11 protein-coding genes and 3 pseudogenes are annotated in these 16,986 nt (G+C 37.2%); 7 read left to right on the top strand and 7 right to left on the bottom strand.

The features are described 5' to 3' along the window. The first annotated feature begins 475 nt into the window (after positions 1–475). From mdlC to DVY93_RS00680, 3 genes are read left to right on the top strand one after another with little or no spacing between them, the layout of a single operon-like run. Positions 476–2,062: a benzoylformate decarboxylase gene (mdlC, locus tag DVY93_RS00670; protein WP_219621249.1), complete on the top strand. Its 1,587-nt coding sequence runs from the start codon at positions 476–478 to the stop codon at positions 2,060–2,062. Between the two features lie 23 nt (positions 2,063–2,085). After that, positions 2,086–3,780 (top strand): D-lactate dehydrogenase, encoded by a 1,695-nt coding sequence (dld, locus tag DVY93_RS00675; protein ID WP_102078016.1) that lies wholly within the window; start codon positions 2,086–2,088, stop codon positions 3,778–3,780. A gap of 48 nt (positions 3,781–3,828) precedes the next feature. Next, positions 3,829–4,953: an alpha-hydroxy-acid oxidizing protein gene (locus DVY93_RS00680; protein WP_102078017.1), complete on the top strand. Its 1,125-nt coding sequence runs from the start codon at positions 3,829–3,831 to the stop codon at positions 4,951–4,953. Positions 4,954–5,209: 256 nt separating this feature from the next. Here the strand turns inward: DVY93_RS00680 and DVY93_RS00685 are convergent. Continuing rightward, a pseudogene (locus DVY93_RS00685) lies at positions 5,210–5,949 on the bottom strand (IS3-like element ISPar1 family transposase); the annotation flags it as partial. 132 nt (positions 5,950–6,081) lie between these two features. On the opposite strand from DVY93_RS00685, the pseudogene DVY93_RS00690 reads away from it, so the two are divergent. Then, positions 6,082–6,258: pseudogene (locus DVY93_RS00690) on the top strand (IS5/IS1182 family transposase); the annotation flags it as partial. 135 nt (positions 6,259–6,393) lie between these two features. Here DVY93_RS00690 and DVY93_RS00695 read toward each other — a convergent pair. Together DVY93_RS00695 and DVY93_RS00700 are read right to left on the bottom strand one after the other, a co-directional pair. Further along, complete coding sequence (locus tag DVY93_RS00695) at positions 6,394–7,863, bottom strand: aldehyde dehydrogenase family protein (protein ID WP_102078018.1); 1,470 nt, start codon at positions 7,861–7,863, stop codon at positions 6,394–6,396. Continuing rightward, on the bottom strand, positions 7,856–9,196 hold the full coding sequence (locus DVY93_RS00700; RefSeq protein WP_102078019.1) for an MFS transporter: 1,341 nt from the start codon (positions 9,194–9,196) through the stop codon (positions 7,856–7,858). Before DVY93_RS00700 ends, DVY93_RS00695 begins: the two co-directional genes overlap by 8 nt. 228 nt (positions 9,197–9,424) lie before the next feature. On the opposite strand from DVY93_RS00700, the gene DVY93_RS00705 reads away from it, so the two are divergent. Both DVY93_RS00705 and DVY93_RS00710 read left to right on the top strand, forming a co-directional pair. Then, on the top strand, positions 9,425–10,318 hold the full coding sequence (locus DVY93_RS00705) for a LysR family transcriptional regulator (RefSeq protein WP_102083147.1): 894 nt from the start codon (positions 9,425–9,427) through the stop codon (positions 10,316–10,318). A 415-nt stretch (positions 10,319–10,733) separates the two neighbouring features. Next, positions 10,734–11,433, top strand: a pseudogene (locus DVY93_RS00710) (IS1 family transposase). A 430-nt stretch (positions 11,434–11,863) separates the two neighbouring features. Here the strand turns inward: DVY93_RS00710 and DVY93_RS00715 are convergent. From DVY93_RS00715 to DVY93_RS12495, 3 genes are all read right to left on the bottom strand, one after another. Then, positions 11,864–12,772: an ATP-binding protein gene (locus tag DVY93_RS00715; RefSeq protein WP_102078923.1), complete on the bottom strand. Its 909-nt coding sequence runs from the start codon at positions 12,770–12,772 to the stop codon at positions 11,864–11,866. Between the two features lie 79 nt (positions 12,773–12,851). After that, a complete protein-coding gene (locus tag DVY93_RS00720) occupies positions 12,852–13,988 on the bottom strand; it encodes a DUF1376 domain-containing protein (protein ID WP_102078924.1) in 1,137 nt (378 codons plus the stop codon). Positions 13,989–14,051: 63 nt separating this feature from the next. Further along, on the bottom strand, positions 14,052–14,318 hold the full coding sequence (locus DVY93_RS12495) for a helix-turn-helix domain-containing protein (protein ID WP_102078925.1): 267 nt from the start codon (positions 14,316–14,318) through the stop codon (positions 14,052–14,054). Positions 14,319–14,562: 244 nt separating this feature from the next. Between DVY93_RS12495 and DVY93_RS00725 the strand changes: the two genes are divergently transcribed. Next, a complete protein-coding gene (locus DVY93_RS00725; protein WP_102077929.1) occupies positions 14,563–15,474 on the top strand; it encodes an XRE family transcriptional regulator in 912 nt (303 codons plus the stop codon). Between the two features lie 412 nt (positions 15,475–15,886). Here DVY93_RS00725 and DVY93_RS00730 read toward each other — a convergent pair whose 3' ends face one another. Then, positions 15,887–16,804, bottom strand: coding sequence for a LysR family transcriptional regulator (locus tag DVY93_RS00730; protein WP_102077928.1), 918 nt, complete (start codon positions 16,802–16,804; stop codon positions 15,887–15,889). Between the last annotated feature and the right edge of the window lie 182 nt (positions 16,805–16,986).

Here is a 16,986-nt window from a genome sequence, read left to right on the forward strand (position 1 = left end):
GTCGCTTGAGCTGTTTTACATTTTCAAGAACGATTAACAGTTGCGGGTCATATTATTCAATCACTTTAAGCTGACATTTATTAATTTCTCCTTGTCAATTAGATAATATTTGCTTCGCTATTCCTAGCTGCTGGACAATTACATTCAAGTTACCATTGTTGGCTGAATTTTTCTAACATCTTCTGCTTTGAATTTCATGCTATAGCTCTACTTTTCTAATCATGGTAAACCCTTCCCCTCGAGTTAGTAGTTTACCAAGTTTATCTCTACGGTTTCTTTAGTGTAATTCAAACTTCTATAAATGAACATTTAAGGGCTAACTATGACTTATGTAAGAGGTCTAATAAATGCTCTCCTATTCCATGTCTGGACTTATAAGTATTATCTATAATACATAATTACTAATATTCATTTGAGCTATAGTTCCCTTGTATCTATGATTTATGTTAAGACATCACATAAACAAGGACCTGATGTGAAAACAGTTCATCAATATACCTATGACATATTAAGAAAGAACAATATCCAGACAATTTTTGGTAATCCTGGATCAAATGAATTGCCATTTCTAAAAAACTTTCCTAAAGATTTCCAATATATTCTCGGTCTACATGAAGGCACCGTTGTTGGGATTGCAGATGGGTATGCACAGGCAACAGGACAACCAGCTTTTGTAAATTTACATTCAGCTGCTGGTACGGGTAATGCGATGGGAGCTTTAAGTAATGCGTGGAATTCACATACTCCTTTAGTTATTACTTCCGGACAACAAACCCGTGCGATGATGGGAGTAGAAGCCTTATTAACCAATGTTGAAGCACCCCAATTACCTAAACCATTGGTGAAATGGAGTCACGAACCTGCTAGTGCTCATGAGGTTCCTCATGCGATTAGTCGAGCTATTGATATTTCCAGAGCTGAAGCCTCGGGACCTGTGTATGTTTCAATTCCTTATAATGATTGGGATGTAAAAGTTGATGAGCAAAATGAACACTTATTGCATAAACAGGTTTTTAATTCACAATGTTTATCGGCTCATGATTTGATTTTAATACAAGAAAAAATTAAAGTGGCTAAAAATGTGGCTTTGGTGCTTGGTACCGATGTTGACCGTCAATCCGCTAATGAAAATGCAATTAAATTTGCAGAAGAACTTAATGTGCCTGTATGGGTTGCGCCTTCATCACCACGCTGTCCGTTTCCAACCACACATGCTCATTTTCAAGGAATATTGCCCGCAAGTATTGCCGGCATTGCGCATATTTTTGAAGAGTATGATTTGGTATTAGTTTTTGGTGCACCTATATTTCGTTATCACCAATATGAGCCGGGCCAATATTTAGGGCCAAATACTGAATTAATAGCATTTACATGCGATTTTCAGGAAGCTGCACGTGCTGCTATGGGAATGAGTTTTATTTGTGATTTAGATGACAGTCTGGCACGTTTAAGTGAAGTTGTTGAGGCAAAACCTTTCCCTGTTAAACCCCGTCATCCTATTGCTTTATCTGAGCCTAGTCATCAGCAAGGATATATCAAGCCAGAACGTTTATTTGATTTAATCAATAGATTGGCGCCTGAACAAACTATTTATACCAATGAATCTACATCAACCACCAACATTTTGTGGGAACGTCTCAGATTAAATGGACAAGGTAGTTATTATTTTGCAGCAGCAGGTGGTTTAGGTTTTGGTATGCCCGCTGCCGTAGGAATCCAATTAGCAAAGTCAGAACGTCAAGTTGTTGCAATTATCGGGGACGGTTCAGCCAACTACAGTATTACTGCATTATGGACTGCAGCACAGTATAAAATTCCAGTAATTTTTATTATTTTAAAAAATGGAACTTATGGCGCCTTACGCTGGTTTGCAGAGGTATTACAAGTTAATAATATTCCGGGTATGGATGTGCCTGGCATTGACTTTACTCAGATTGCAAAAGGCTATGGTGTTGTGGCATGTAGTGTTCAAGATGATGAGTCATTTGTTGCTGCTTTTAAACAGGCATTAGATTCTGAACAGCCGACTTTAATTGAAGTTACCACTGCAGATTTAATATAAACCCATCTAAGGGAAAAATTTTAATGGCCATACAACATCAACTGATTAATGAATTGTTGCGAACCTTAGGTTCGGATAAGGTGCTTTATAAAGCAAATGATAAAGCACCTTATCTGAAGGGATTTCGGGTGGGTAAGGGAGACGCGATTGGGGTTGCTCTTCCAGATACCTTATTGGCACTATGGCGAACACTGGAGATCTGTGTAAAACATGATGTAATCATGATTTTACAGGCATCCAATACAGGTGTAACAGGTGGGTCGACTCCTGATGCTAATGATTATGACCGCGATGTGATTGTCGTCAGTACTCGTCGGTTGACAGATTTACAATTATTAGATAATGCACAGCAGGTTTTAGCCTTTCCTGGCACCACTTTGACTGAGTTGGAAAATGCTTTAAAGCCTTATAAACGTGAGCCGCACTCGGTGATTGGTTCTTCATGCATTGGTGCTTCTGTTATTGGCGGAATTTGTAATAACTCAGGGGGTTCCTTAATTCGTCGTGGTCCTGCCTATACCGAAAAGTCTCTATTTGCCCAAATTGATGAGCATGGTAGCTTACAACTTGTAAATCATCTGGGTATTGAGCTTGGTGAAACACCTGAACAAGTTTTTCAAAATTTAGAACAACAAAATTATGTGATTAATCAAGCGGAAGACTGGAACGGTCAAATCTGGGCTGAACAGTATGCTGAGAACCTACGTGATACTACGTCACCGACGCCGACACGTTATAATGGAAATCCAGCATATTTACATGAAAGTTCAGGTTGCTCAGGTAAACTTGCTGTCTTTGCTGTGCGTTTGCCGACCTTTGAAGTTGGGTCAGACTCAACTGCTTATTTTATTAGTAGCAATGATGAAGTTGAACTGATTCAACTGCGTAAATACTTACTAGAAAATCTCACAGTTCTACCAAGTCAGGCCGAATATATTCATCATCAGGCATTTGAACTGACTCAGCGTTATGCCAAACATATGTATAAAATAATTGATATTTTCGGGGCAGAAAAAATTCCTACTTTATTTGCCCTAAAAGCCAAGCTAGATCGTTTTTTTAAATCTGTACCATTATTGCCTAACAATAGTTTTGATCGTTGTATTCAATTATTTAATAATCTAACACCTACATGGATTGAACCTCGATTACAGAAATTTCAGAAAAAATATCAACATCATCTAGTGATTAAAATTGAACAAGCACAGCAAGATGAACTTCAGCAACTATTAACTAAATTCTTTAAAGGAAAAATAGAACAGTTTTTTCAATGTACCCCAGCAGAAGAAAAAAATGCCTTTCTGATTCGTTTTGCAATTGGAGGCTGTCTCATTTACTACTGTGAAAGCGAGGGAATCGACCCTAACGAACGTCTGGTCTCATTTGATGTTGCCTTGCGTCGTAATGATCAACAGTGGTTAATTGATCTGCCTGAGCATCTTCAACAACAAGTAATGATGGAGAGCTGTTGTGGTCACTTTTTCTGTTTTGTTTGCCATCAGGATTATTTGTTAAAAGAAGGTATAGATGCTCATCAATTTAAAAATGAGGTTTTAGCTTATCTAGAGCAGCGGGGAGCAAAATACCCTGCAGAACATAATGTCGGACATATATATCATGCTTCAACAGAGTATCAGGAACATTTAAAAATTCTCGATCCGACCAATAGCTTTAATCCTGGGATTGGCAAGACTAGTAAATGTAAACATTGGCATTAAATCTTGAATTTTCAGATTTTTTTGTCATTTTGTCATAAGGAAAAGGCTATGTCTTATATTAATATTGAAGATTATCGACAACAAGCTAAAACGAAACTACCGCGTATAGTCTTTGATTATTTAGATGGTGGTGCCGAAGATGAAAAGGGACTACAACATAACCGAAATATCTTTGATCAATGGCGCTTTAAACCCCAACGTCTTGTTGATGTCAGTCAACGAGATATTTCTTGTAAGTTATTTAACCACAAATGGTCTGCACCATTTGCAATCGCACCAACAGGGCTAAATAGTTCTTTTTGGCCTAAAGGTGACGCTTTATTGGCAAAAAGCGCCGCAAAAGCCAATATTCCGTTTATATTATCTACAGCTTCAAATATGTCAATTGAAGAAGTGGCACAGGCTTGTGATGGAGAAAAGTGGTTTCAACTTTATGTTGTACATCAGGAGCTAGCTGAACACATGGTACAGCGAGCATTGACTGCAGGCTATACTACTTTAATTATTACCTTAGATGTTAGTGTGAATGGTTATCGCGAACGTGATATTCGTAATGAGTTTGGTTTACCACTCCGTTTCACTCCAAGTTTATTGCTAGATGGGATATTGCATCCTGCTTGGGCATTGCGTTTTATGCGTAATGGTATGCCTCAATTGGCGAATTTTGTCACTTCACAAAGCACTAGTCTGGAAGTTCAAGCAGCACTGATGAGTCGTCAAATGGATGCCACTTTTGATACCGAGAGTTTAAAACGCATTCGGGAAATTTGGCCCCATACCTTATTATTAAAAGGGCTCGTCCGTCATGAAGATGCAAATATTGCAGTGCAATGCGGGGCTGATGGTGTGATCTTATCTAATCATGGTGGAAGACAATTAGACTGTAGTATTTCACCAATGGAAACATTGGCGGAAGTTGCACAAGTAATGGATAAACCTGTATTAATTGACAGCGGTTTTAGACGAGGTTCGGATATTGTTAAAGCATTGTGTCTAGGCGCAGATATGGTTTGTCTAGGACGAGCTACGCTTTACGGTTTAGCAGCTCAAGGAGAAGCGGGGGTCGATGGGGTCATTCAGCTTTTAAAACAAGATGTCGATCGAACGCTAGCGCAAATTGGATGTCCGTCTACCAATTTGTTAAATTCAAAATATCTGACTTCAGCTAAATAAGAAACTAGGGTCAGATATTTTAATTACTTAAAATATTGCTGGGGCTTACTGAAAATTGAGAAGAAAATAATAGGAAATGGTTAGTCTTTAAGTTCTCGCACAATACTCAAAGGGCAACATTAAGACCTATATTGTCGAATCCGTACAGTTAAACTTGGGATGTTTTAGTTACGCAGCCTGCCGATAAAAGTCAAACAACATCTATCTTGACGATCTGTAGCCCAAACCTTTTTGAATTCTTGTCTCACTGCTAACACAGCTCTTTGATGTACAAGTCATTAATCCCTGTTAAATATAACCGACCTTTATTCGTCCAAATATAGGTAATATCACTGACCCAAGACTCATTAGGACGGTTGGCATCAAACGTCTAATTCAACACGCTTGGATCAACCAGCTTGTTGTACTTTGAGTCAGTAGTGACTTTAAAATGTTTGTGACGACAGCATGTGATGCCGTGTACTTCTTTGATGCTTCTGATCATATATGGGTTAATATCATAGCCTTGCTCTGTCAGCTTCACATGCAATCGATTAACACCTTAACACTCACTAGTTTCACTGTGAGCGGCCTTAACTAGTAGCTCACAATAGTCGCTAATATCACGACTTAGCTAGTCATAGTCGCTTAATGGTTTAATGTCCAACATATTGCACATACGGGCGATGCTAAATATCTTTTGGTTGGCTTTGATAAAGGCATACTTCACTGACTATTTTTCGCAAAGTACGCGGTGGCTTGTACATCGGGATAAAGCAGTGCTTTGCTTTATTCCTCCTCATTTGATACCCCTCGTTTCTCCTCCACAACTTTAAGCTGTCGTTTAAGGCGATTGTTCTCTTCAAGAGCTCTCATAAGCTCAGGATCATATTTTTCTGTAACGAAAAGCTTACCTTGGTTGGCTTTATTGTGAAAGTTAGATAAGGTCTGCATGGCTGTGCCAAACTGTTTTTCGGCGGCTGAGATATTATCGCTGTTGTATGATATTTTCTTAATAGCTTCGGCTTTGAACTCTGTGCTTTAGGTTAGGTCTCTCTTAGTAATGGTAAGCTCCCTATCGAGTCGCCAGGTTACCAAGTTTGTCTCTACGCTTGCTTCAGCATAGCTCATTATAATTTTGACCCATCGCGGGCGTATATTAAACAAGCGATTTTCTTCAATAATACTCCCAGAAAACAGAACATTAAGTCCACTAATGATCATATAGACTGGCACTTGTGCAAGGCGCGATACTTAATAGAAAATGCTTTTGCTACATTGAGAAACTACAGGACAGTTGCGACTAGCTTTGATCGTCTCAAGTAAAGTTACGAGAATATGGTAGCACTCGATTGGGCGTATCTCTGGTTAAAACTTTAAATATTCAATATGCCCTATATGTGTTAATCAATAAACCCAGCTTTTTAGCTGGGTTTATTTTTGCTAGTTAACAAGAGAATCTCACAATGGATACTGAATTCCTTGATCGAGAATACTGACCCATTGGCGTTGACTAAATTCATCAAAATTAGCTGGTCCACCAAAACGACCACCATAGCCTGATTCACCCATACCGCCAAAAGGTACATGGTATTCATTGTTTACGGTCTGATCGTTAATATGAATCATACCACTTTTGATTTCTTTGGCTAAATTAAATGCTGCTGCGGTACGACGGCTATGGATTGCAACAGCAAGTCCATATTTAGATGAATTGACAATATCAATTGCTTCGTCAATATCATCAAATATTAAAACAGGAGCCACAGGGCCAAAGATTTCATCGGTAAAAATTGGATCATCCTTATTGATATTGGTAACTATGGTAGGATGATAGAATAATTTGTCACCTCTACCGCCACATTCTAGAACGGCACCTTGACTTACAGCATTCTCTACCATATCAGAGACTTTTTGGTGTTGTGCTGCATTGATGAGTGGACCTAAATGTGTATCTGGTGAAGATGGATCTCCAACTTTAAGAGATAATGCTTTTTGCTTTAACTTCTGAATATAAGAATCTGCAACATTACGATGAACTAGATGGCGCCCAGTTTGCATACAAATTTGCCCTTGATGCAGGAAAGTCCCCCAAACTGCGTTATTTACAGCTATATCCAAGTCGGCATCTTCACAGATAATCATGGCATTATTTCCACCCAATTCCAGTGCACATTTTTTTAATTGTTTAGCACAAGATTCAGCAATTTTTTTACCTACGCCAGTTGAACCTGTAAATGAAATCATATTAACTTGGTGATGGTTAACTAGAGCTTCGCCAATTTGACTTTCTCCGTTTAAAACCTGAAATACACCTTCAGGTAATTCAGCCATTTCAAATAACCATGCCAATAAGGCTCCACCTGTGATATTACTAAATTCAGATGGTTTCAAAATGACACTGTTACCCATGGCTAAAGCCGGAGCTATAGAGCGAATGGACAGAAGCAATGGGAAGTTCCATGGGGAAATTACTCCAACTACCCCTAGAGGTACACGTTGCCATACATTCGTTCTGTTTGGGATAGAAGAAGGGAAAACTTCTCCCGAAGCTGCCATAGGCATAGAAGATGCCATATAAAGCTGCTCAATACAGGCGTTTGCCTCCCAACCAGCTTTTAATAAAGTCGAGCCGCATTCCTGAACATTCCAGTCAATGAAAGTTTGAATGTTTTTTTCGAACCATTGAGCTGCTTTTCTTATAATTTTTGCACGTACTTCAAAAGTACTGCTTTTCCATAAAATTTGTGCTTGAGTAGCAATCTCAGCAGAAGTATTTACATTGTCTGTAGAAGCCAATTGAACCGATGATAGAATATTACCATTAGCTGGATTCACAATATTGCGGGATTTATGATTTGTTTTAACCCATTTGCCTTGGAAAATATGATCCTTCCAAATATGACCCGTACTATTTATCTGATTATTCATAAACTTCTCCTTTTAAAGCTTGATGGGCTAATGATGATTTTTGATGTGTAAATAAACCGATTGCAACTGCACCAATAATGCCTGGAATCGCAAAGAACATAAAATTTTGCTCAAATGGTAGATCCATCGCTAAGAGGTACCCTCCAAATAAAGGACCTGAAATTGCTCCGAAACGTCCCATTGCTGCAGAGAAACTGACGCCGGTAGAACGAATATTAGCAGGATAGAAATCTGCCGCTAAGGTATGTATGACTGACATTGAACCTACGGTCGCACCGCCTGCAATTATCAGTAAAAAACTTAGAATAAATGCCGGTGGATGAAAGCCTAAAAAGCTGATGGATACAGCCGCGAGTAAATAGCCAAAGATTAGCGTAGCTTTTGCTCCCCATTTATCGGCCAGCACACCAAAAACTAATGCACCAATAATTGCTCCTAAGTTGAGGGTAACAAGGAAAGTAATACTCGAACCTAGAGAATATCCTCCGACATTCATTAGCTTTGGTAACCATGTGCTTAACCCATAAACCATAAGCATTACCATTGCAAAACCAATCCAAATCAATAAGGTTTTGGTCGCTTTACCTTCAGTAAACAAACCAATTAATGGAATTTTTTGCTGATGAGCTGTGACATCAACTACATAATGCATATTTGGCTGATGTTTATGAGCGGGATTAAACTTCGCTAGAGTTCTAATAACTTCGGATTGTTTGTTTTTTTGAATGAGATAACTAATTGATTCAGGTAAAGTTTTATACATAATTGGAACAACTAAGATACAGCTACCTGCTATCCAAAACGTGACTTCCCATCCAAAGGTTGGAATTAAAAACAAACCAGATAAAGCTGAAATAATTGCACCTACTCCATAGAACGATAGCATTAAATTAATTAAACGATTACGATGACTACTAGGTGCCATTTCCTTAATAATAGTAACAAGATTAGGTACTGCCCCGCCTAATCCAACACCCGTTAATAAGCGGCAAATAAAGAAAGTTGTTGTATCATAGGCAAAGCCATTCATTGCAACGGCTAGGCTTGATAAAATTGTACAGGCGACGATAATATTCTTTCGACCAAATTTGTCGGCTGCCATTCCTAGAGTAACTGCACCTATCATCATACCCATTAAGGAGGCTGCGCCTAATAATCCCGCGGTTTGTGGTGTAAGGTGCCATTCAGCCATTAAACGGGGCAATACAGAGCCATATATGACTAGGTCATAGCCATCAAATAACATAATTAAGGCACACCAAAATACTAAAATTTTATGTTGAGTATTTAATGGAGCCTTATCAATCAGTGTTGCAGCATTGATATTTTGCATTACTTCATCCTTTTGAGGCTAAAAACTATAAAAATCGTACATGTCGATTTAGTTTTTGCCCAATCCCTGTTTACTATCAGATATACACTTGGACTGATGTTCTTTATCAGTCATGCATATTGATTTGTATCTTTTAGCTTAGATAGATTTTTTTTATAGAGCAAATTAATAAAATATATGTTTAAATATAACTGTTATCTATATTTGTAGTGTTGGTAGGATGAAACCATGGTTGTCGATTTGAAGTTGATAAAAGTATTTATTACAATTTTTGATACGAAGAGTGTGAGTTTAGCAGCTGAACGTTTGAATATTACCCAACCTTCGGTCAGTCATAGCCTTTCTCGGTTGCGATATTTGATGAAAGATCAATTATTTACCCGAACTAGAGAGGGAATGATTCCAACCTTTCATGCAACTCAACTATACGATTCTCTAAATCAACCTTTATTGGATATTGAAAATGTTATCAATGAAGTGAAGGAGTTTGATTTTAGGAACAGTAATCGCTGCTTTAGAATCGCTTTGACAGATATCGGAGGTATGTATTTTTTACCTTTAATTCTCTCAAGCCTAGAGAAAATTGCTCCAAATATCGCTGTGGAAGTAATTACTGTTGATATGAAAAAGCTTTCAGATTGGCTTATTACTGGAAAAATTGATGCCGCAATTTGTAATAAAAACTTAGAAGATAGTAGTTTAAATACATTTACTCTTTTCCGTGAAAAATATGTCTGTTTAGTAAGCAAAAATATAAAGTCTGTTAAAGATATTTTAACTTTAGATAATTTTCTTCAAGAAAATCATGCGATTGTTTCAGCGTCAACAGGTCATAACTTGATTGAAAGTTACCTTAGCAAACAAGGTTTAAGACGCAAAATTAAATTGAGGGTGCCTCAATTTAGTATTCTTGATGAACTCATTGAAAAGCATAATTTAATCGTAACAGTTCCTTCACGTGTTGATGCATACTTCAAATACAATCCATCAATACGTATTTTTGATGTTCCCTTTGAATTGCCCGAATTTGATGTAACGCTACATTGGCATGAGAAAAAAGGCCATGTGCTAGCCCAAAAATGGTTTATTAATTTTTTAAATGACACTTTAAGTAATTTATAGGTTATGTAAATCTTAGGCTTAAGAGGTCTATTTGTTATCGAATTTTATAAGTAATATTTGAGCATACACCTTATTTTCATCATATATGATCAATTGTAGATGGTGGTTATCGATCTTTGGAATGATGATAAAAATAAAGACAGACATCTCTTATGTTTAATTTTTTATTATCAGAATTTATATCGTTATTAGGTATACTTTGATATAACCAGCCTCTTGTGGCGTTCAATCCTATCTAAAAAGTAAATAACTCTATGTACGAAACATAGTTATCAAACTCCCAATGAAATTTTTTTGATAAGTTAGTCGACTACTCATCTTAATTTTTATTAGAAGTATTGGTGGTATATCAAAAATCATTCTGAAGAATTAAAGGAAAGGTGACAGCTGGAGCAAAGATATTATATTTGAGGTTATGAAGACACAAATAGATATTAATTTCCCTAACTGCCACTCTTCCAGTTTAAAAAAATGTTGTAAAAAGCGATGGCAGGCAAAACTATCAATGCAAAGTCTGCAAACGTCAATTCATTGGCGATCATGCGATTACTTACTAAGGTTGCCACTCTCAAATAGAGCATAAGATACGCCTCATGGCGGTTCATAGTTGTGGCGTTAGAGACGTCGCTACGATTACCTCAGTGAGTATTGGTAAGATACTGAGCACCATAGGCTCATCAATCTATAAGATACTCCCAAAGCATCACTATTACGAGCATTCGGAAGTGGATGAGTTTTGGACATACGTGAAGCGTAAGAAACATAAGGTATAACTCATCTATGCTTATGACCGCGATACTGGTGAGATTATGGCTTATGCTTTGGGTAAACGTGACTTAAAGACCGCTAAGAAGCTGCGAGCCAGGCTTAAGCAACTTAAGGTTCACTATGGTTCAATCAGTATGGACAACTGGCGTAGCTTTAAGACAGCTTTTAAAGCAGATCCTAAGCAGATTGGTAAAGAACATACTGCGGGTATAGAGAGTAATAACTATCGTTTAAAACATCGGTTGAGGCGAGCAGTTAGAAAGACGTATTGCTTCTCTAAAAAGTTCGATGATCGCTTTAGGACGTTCAATATGGTGTTCTTTTATATTAATTATGGCTTCATCTAATGACAGCATACTTTTTGGAACACCGTCCAATATTTAAAGTCATGTCACTATCGACATATTTTTTATACTGATTACTTTTCGTGCTAGATAGACTAAATAGTCTAGCTTCACTCTGAACGTCCGCCGTACAATATTGGGTCAATAGATGTATAGCATTGCTGTATGTCTGCTTTAAGCTTATCGTCTCAATGCTGGTGTAATATAAAGATGGGCTGTGCTTCACATCAACCCCAGAGAGAATCTCGGCATGGAGTAGCTCATGAAGCTCATTCTTGATAATCTTATATAGACTAGCATCAATATACTGCTTTATTAATATGAGGATTTGACTACTACAGTACGTTTTTATCAAGGATAACCAGAAAATATTTAGCATCATTCACATGTGTGATGTATTAAATTTTAAGCTATTACATTTTCTAACTTGTACTCACAAATTCGTAACCTTTTGCGTAAGCATACGATAACTAGGCCACGTGCATTTGATATTAATTATACGTTGGCAGATGCGGTCGACTGCACGGTCGCCAATGTAACGATTAAAGTTATCAGGCGATAGATTGGTAGTAATAATTGTCGGTAAACCTAGTTGATAGCGGCGGTCGATGATAGCGGATAGGCGCTCTCTATCTTCTTGAGCCATTAGCTCATTCAATCGGGTCCCGTTTTCGCCCACCTCGTCAATAATAAAGACCGTAGCACGACTAATCTGCTCGATATATGCAGCTTCCGTATCTTTGGTATTCTTATCCCACGTCATCCTGACCTCTTTATGAATCTGACTCTCCCGCTTATAAACTACAGTCATATTAGTCTTGAACTTTTGGCTGATAATCTCATTAGCAATTAGGCAGGCCAACTTAGTTTTGCCAGTCCCAGTGTTACCTGTTAATATAATATTTTCACTGCCAGCGCCGTAGGTTGATACATACCTACGCATGACACTTATAATATTATAAAAACGTTCACGAATTGCTTCATCGCCCAATATAGCCCATGCATTAAAACCCATACCCAAATGTTCTTTTGGGATATTAAGATTTCTACTAAGCTCATTACGCAGGCGGGCTAAACGTTCGGTATATGCGTCAGCATCCCATTTACATTTCTGACAGGGATTTCCACCCGCTTTTATCACGGTTTTTAGCACTTTCCATGTTTGTCGGCCGTGTACATCACAGTTAGTAGTGATTTCATCCATCTCACAGGAAAGCTTAGTAAAGGTAGAGTTTTCTTGCTTAGCTAGGCTACTAAGCACATCTTGTTTATGATTATTAATATTTGTATCGCTTATACATTTTATATCATTTCGTTTTTGTGCATAGTTTAATGATGTCATATCAAAGCTCCATTAATTTTTTGTAGCTGAGTGAAGTAGCGTTTGTGCTGATGCTAGCCAATAATACAGAGCTAGGCTATTACGATATACGATGCTTATTCTCATCATAATATTCGAGATCGCCTATCCAAGCTTTTTTCTCTTCATCAGTCATGTCAGCCCCAGGATTGCCCCAGTAATCATTTACCGCTTGTGGATCATTATCTCGATTATAAGATTTACCGTTCATTGTAGGAGACGCTTTAACTATGGTTGGTTCATCCTCCCAAGATTTTGCATTTAACCAAGTGCTCGGGTGTTTTTGATATTTAGAGGCTTGTATTATAGGGGTTTGATCTTGCACTGCTTTCATGATTTGATCGAACAAGGCTTGAAGATCATCAGGTCGTTCGTGTTTAACTTTCCCCCTTTTCCCAGTTCCTGTAAACACACTGTGCCACACTGCTTCAGCTAGGCCTTTGGATTTTTTGTTTGGATATGCTGCGTAAAACAACTCAAATTTTTCTTCAAGCCATTCTTCGTGGTTTATTTCTTTTTCATAGTTATTAGTTTCTAGTTTTTGTTTGTTAGTTATAGCGTCTTCTTGTGTGACAATCGAATGATATTCATTGTGACCGTCCGTGACATCGCTTGTGACATTATTATTTTCTGAATTCAACTCGATTATACTTTTATGTTCATAAAATAGTTCTCGTAATTTAGTTATGCCTTTGACCTCTTTAGAGTTAATACCTATAGAAGACAAATACCCACGAATCACCTTAACTTCTTTACGTAATTTTGCTTGTCTCTCTGCAGCTGTCAAAGGTTTATTTGACGTGACACCATCTGTCACACTATTATTTTCACTTATATAATTTGTGACATTTTTATTTGGGTTTTTAAATTTATAGTTCTTTAGAATAACTTCCCATTCAGAGTGCTTATAACGTTTAGTACGCTTATCAAATATAAATTTATCCTTTAGAAGGAATGCTAAGGCCTTTTTTTCACTCTTGGTTCGACATGACAAGCGACGTGAAAGCATATCAATATCAGACATTAGACTTTCACCAGTCTTTAAATAAATAGTACGCATATCGAGATATAAACTTTTTTCGATACGAGACATATATCGAGTTTCAATTTCCCAATCACCGAATTTATGCATAATCATATGCATAACACCAAACTCAGTATAAGATCTTTTATCTTTGTTCTTTTCGCTATGTGTCATGAGGCACTCCCTGTATAAGCATTCGATCTTTAGTTAGCTCTATCGACTAGAACTTTGAGATTATTAGCTTGACGTACAAGACTTTTCACAATCATCAATATACTGATCGAGGTGCCTCTTTCTATACAAGACGTGCCGGCCTATTTTACTATAAGTGATTGCGTCAGATTGATGACAGCGCATGTATTGAAGTGTACTTGTAGATTTCCCGAGATACGCTGCTGCATATTCTGATGTAAATGGGGTATCAATATCCGACTCTATGACAACCTGTCTCATCATATCTTTCTCAGATTGAGTGTAGTCAGACCAATTTTTTCTACGAAACATAGCTCTTCCTTCATAATTATTGATTAAAGAAGTTAATTAGTTACTGCTATAGTCTACCAAAGAAACTTTTAAATCAAGTTAAAGTTTCCTAAATTCTAAAATTGATTAAATATAGGCTTTATACAAAGGATATTTAATATAAAAGTGCCGTAAAAACTCGTTTAAATAAAATTTCACATAAAAGTTTCCTGTGCTAAAATGACATTAGGGAAACTTTTATGAAATCTTAATTAGAGAATGCTTTATGAGTGAATACCTGAAGGAAGTTGCAGCTAGAATTAAGAGATGCATGAATGATAAAGGTCTTAGACAAGTAGACATTGTAAAGACCACAGGTGTCTCAAAATCAAGTGTCTCAAAATGGCTTGGAGGAAGAGCCTGCCCAAGTGGAGAATACTTGCTTCGTCTTTCTCAAGTTTTAGATAAACCCGAATACTGGATTTTAAATGGTGAGTATCCCTACTCTTCTTATGCGGACATTGATGATGCAATGGACTATCTAAATTCAGTAGAAGAAGATAATAGGCAAATCTACATTAAAAAATTAGGATTAGATCCTAAGCTTCCATATAGCATCCGGTATTTACGTGACGAATTTGAAGATCGTATGTATTGTGAACATGAACATCAATTTGAATTATCTGCCGAACAAGAAAAGCAAATCGAAGCATATGAAGAAGAGAAATATGAGAGATGGTTTGAATCAAATATAACAGTGGATAATATGCTTGAAAACAGAGATACGTTGAAAGAGATAGAGAAGCTTTTCAATTCAACTAATTTCATTTCTAACTTTCAATACTCGAACAAATCACTAAGATCACCCTCTGAAATTGCAGAGCGATCAAAAACTCAACTTGACAAGACATTATATTATAGTCAAGAAGATATCAGCATGGAGCCCGTGATCATGCGAGGTGCCCAGTGCTCAGTCGATTTAAGCAAACGGACAATTCGAGATGGCAAAATTTATTTAATTAGAAGATATGATTTCTATGGTATGAGAACATTATTTAGCCAATCAGATGGCAGCTTGCTTCTTCAGAGTAAGAATATAAATTACCCAAATGAGGTAGTTTCTAAAAACGAAGTAGATAGCTTAGTGATTATCGGCTATGTCTACGCTTGGGCTAACTTTGATCCTTGGGAAAACTAAACCGACCCAATATTGTCAAAGTTTTAACACTTTGAGAGAATACGATAATGAACACACAGAAATACGCCCTTGAGATTATATAGTACGATGTTCGCATATTAAGTAGAACAGTAAAAAAGTTAAGGTTAACATATTGAGGAGCTTAATCACGTGAATGAAGATCTTAAGCAAGAGTGGTGGTTGGCTTTATTGATAAACATAAATATGGCACTCTAACCATATTTTGAGTATTAGCAATTACTATATCAACCTATCGCCATGAGAAATATTTAGCTGATAATATCTGTAGTGGATTACTTAACAGGATACCTTTGGGTCAAGGTAACTGAAAGCATTTAATATAAATGGTAGTTACACAGAATCTGGAATGGGCTCCTCAGAATCTGAGATGGGCTCGGGATTTCATATATGTTCAAATCTTCTCACGTTTATAAACAAAGCCTTCTTCATCGTAAATTTGATAAGTAACATCTAATAGCGTTTCCAATAATTCAGACTTATCGAAATGCCTGACACTCATCACAATTGGCGAAGTTAGTATCCCCTCTTCAAATGGTATATAGGTTATCTCTTGATGACGTAAATGCTCAAGTGTCTTTGGTACGATAGTCAGACCTTCACCTGCTGCTACCAACCCTAAGGCAATATGCAATTCACGTACTTCAATAAAATAGTTCGCTTTCAAATTACGGGTTTCAAATAATTCCAATACATAATCAATGAAACTGGGCCTCGGTGCTGTTGGATAGAGTAAGAGATTTTCATTTGTTAAATCAATAAGGCTCAAACTGTTGCATTTTTCTTTTGATAAGGGATGTTCTATAGGAACAGCCACTACTAAATCTTCCTCTCTAAGCACCATTCGCCTGATAGAAGCATCTTCAAATAACAACCTGCCAAAACCTACATCTATCTTACCTTCTGTCAATGCTTGCGTTTGTTGCCAGGAGTTTAGCTCATATAATTTAACCTCGATATTCGGATGAACTTCTCTAAAACGTGATATCACTCTCGGTAATATGCCATACAATATAGACGATACAAAACCTATCGAAAGCGAATTATCGAAATTTCCCTTACGAATAGTCATGGTACGCAGGTCGTCTGATTTTTTTAGAATTTGAATCGCATGATCATAAAAAAACTCGCCAGCCTCAGTGAGTTTCAAGGGACGGTTCTCCCTATCAATAAGCGTAACGCCAATCTCTTCTTCTAATTGTTTTATTTGCCGGCTAAGTGGTGGCTGCGAGATGTACAAACGAGCAGCTGCTTTATTAAAGCTTTTTTCTTCTGCCACGGCTATGAAATAGCGTAAATGCCTAAGTTCCATTATTCTTCCTTGATTGACTTTCTATTGCTTCTATCCTAAGTCGTTCTAGTCTCTTCCCTTTTTTCTATCACCTACTTCATATACAGAATGTCCATACTTAAAGAACATAACATGATACCTACCTTTCAACAAAATACCTAAAAAGTATTAAAATAAGACTAAATAGGTCTTAGACATGTCGA

It is taken from the genome of Psychrobacter sp. CCUG 69069 (assembly GCF_021023115.1).
GTDB classification, from domain to species: domain Bacteria; phylum Pseudomonadota; class Gammaproteobacteria; order Pseudomonadales; family Moraxellaceae; genus Psychrobacter; species Psychrobacter namhaensis.

Excerpts from the sequence above, each read along its gene's own strand:
- DVY93_RS00705 (WP_102083147.1), top strand. The coding sequence starts at position 9,425 with ATGGTTGTCGATTTGAAGTTGATAAAAGTATTTATTACAATTTTTGAT.
- DVY93_RS00730 (WP_102077928.1), bottom strand. The coding sequence starts at position 16,804 with ATGGAACTTAGGCATTTACGCTATTTCATAGCCGTGGCAGAAGAAAAA.
- DVY93_RS12495 (WP_102078925.1), bottom strand. The coding sequence starts at position 14,318 with ATGTTTCGTAGAAAAAATTGGTCTGACTACACTCAATCTGAGAAAGAT.
- DVY93_RS00720 (WP_102078924.1), bottom strand. The coding sequence starts at position 13,988 with ATGACACATAGCGAAAAGAACAAAGATAAAAGATCTTATACTGAGTTT.
- DVY93_RS00700 (WP_102078019.1), bottom strand. The coding sequence starts at position 9,196 with ATGCAAAATATCAATGCTGCAACACTGATTGATAAGGCTCCATTAAAT.
- DVY93_RS00725 (WP_102077929.1), top strand. The coding sequence starts at position 14,563 with ATGAGTGAATACCTGAAGGAAGTTGCAGCTAGAATTAAGAGATGCATG.
- DVY93_RS00695 (WP_102078018.1), bottom strand. The coding sequence starts at position 7,863 with ATGAATAATCAGATAAATAGTACGGGTCATATTTGGAAGGATCATATT.
- DVY93_RS00715 (WP_102078923.1), bottom strand. The coding sequence starts at position 12,772 with ATGACATCATTAAACTATGCACAAAAACGAAATGATATAAAATGTATA.
- dld (WP_102078016.1), top strand. The coding sequence starts at position 2,086 with ATGGCCATACAACATCAACTGATTAATGAATTGTTGCGAACCTTAGGT.
- DVY93_RS00680 (WP_102078017.1), top strand. The coding sequence starts at position 3,829 with ATGTCTTATATTAATATTGAAGATTATCGACAACAAGCTAAAACGAAA.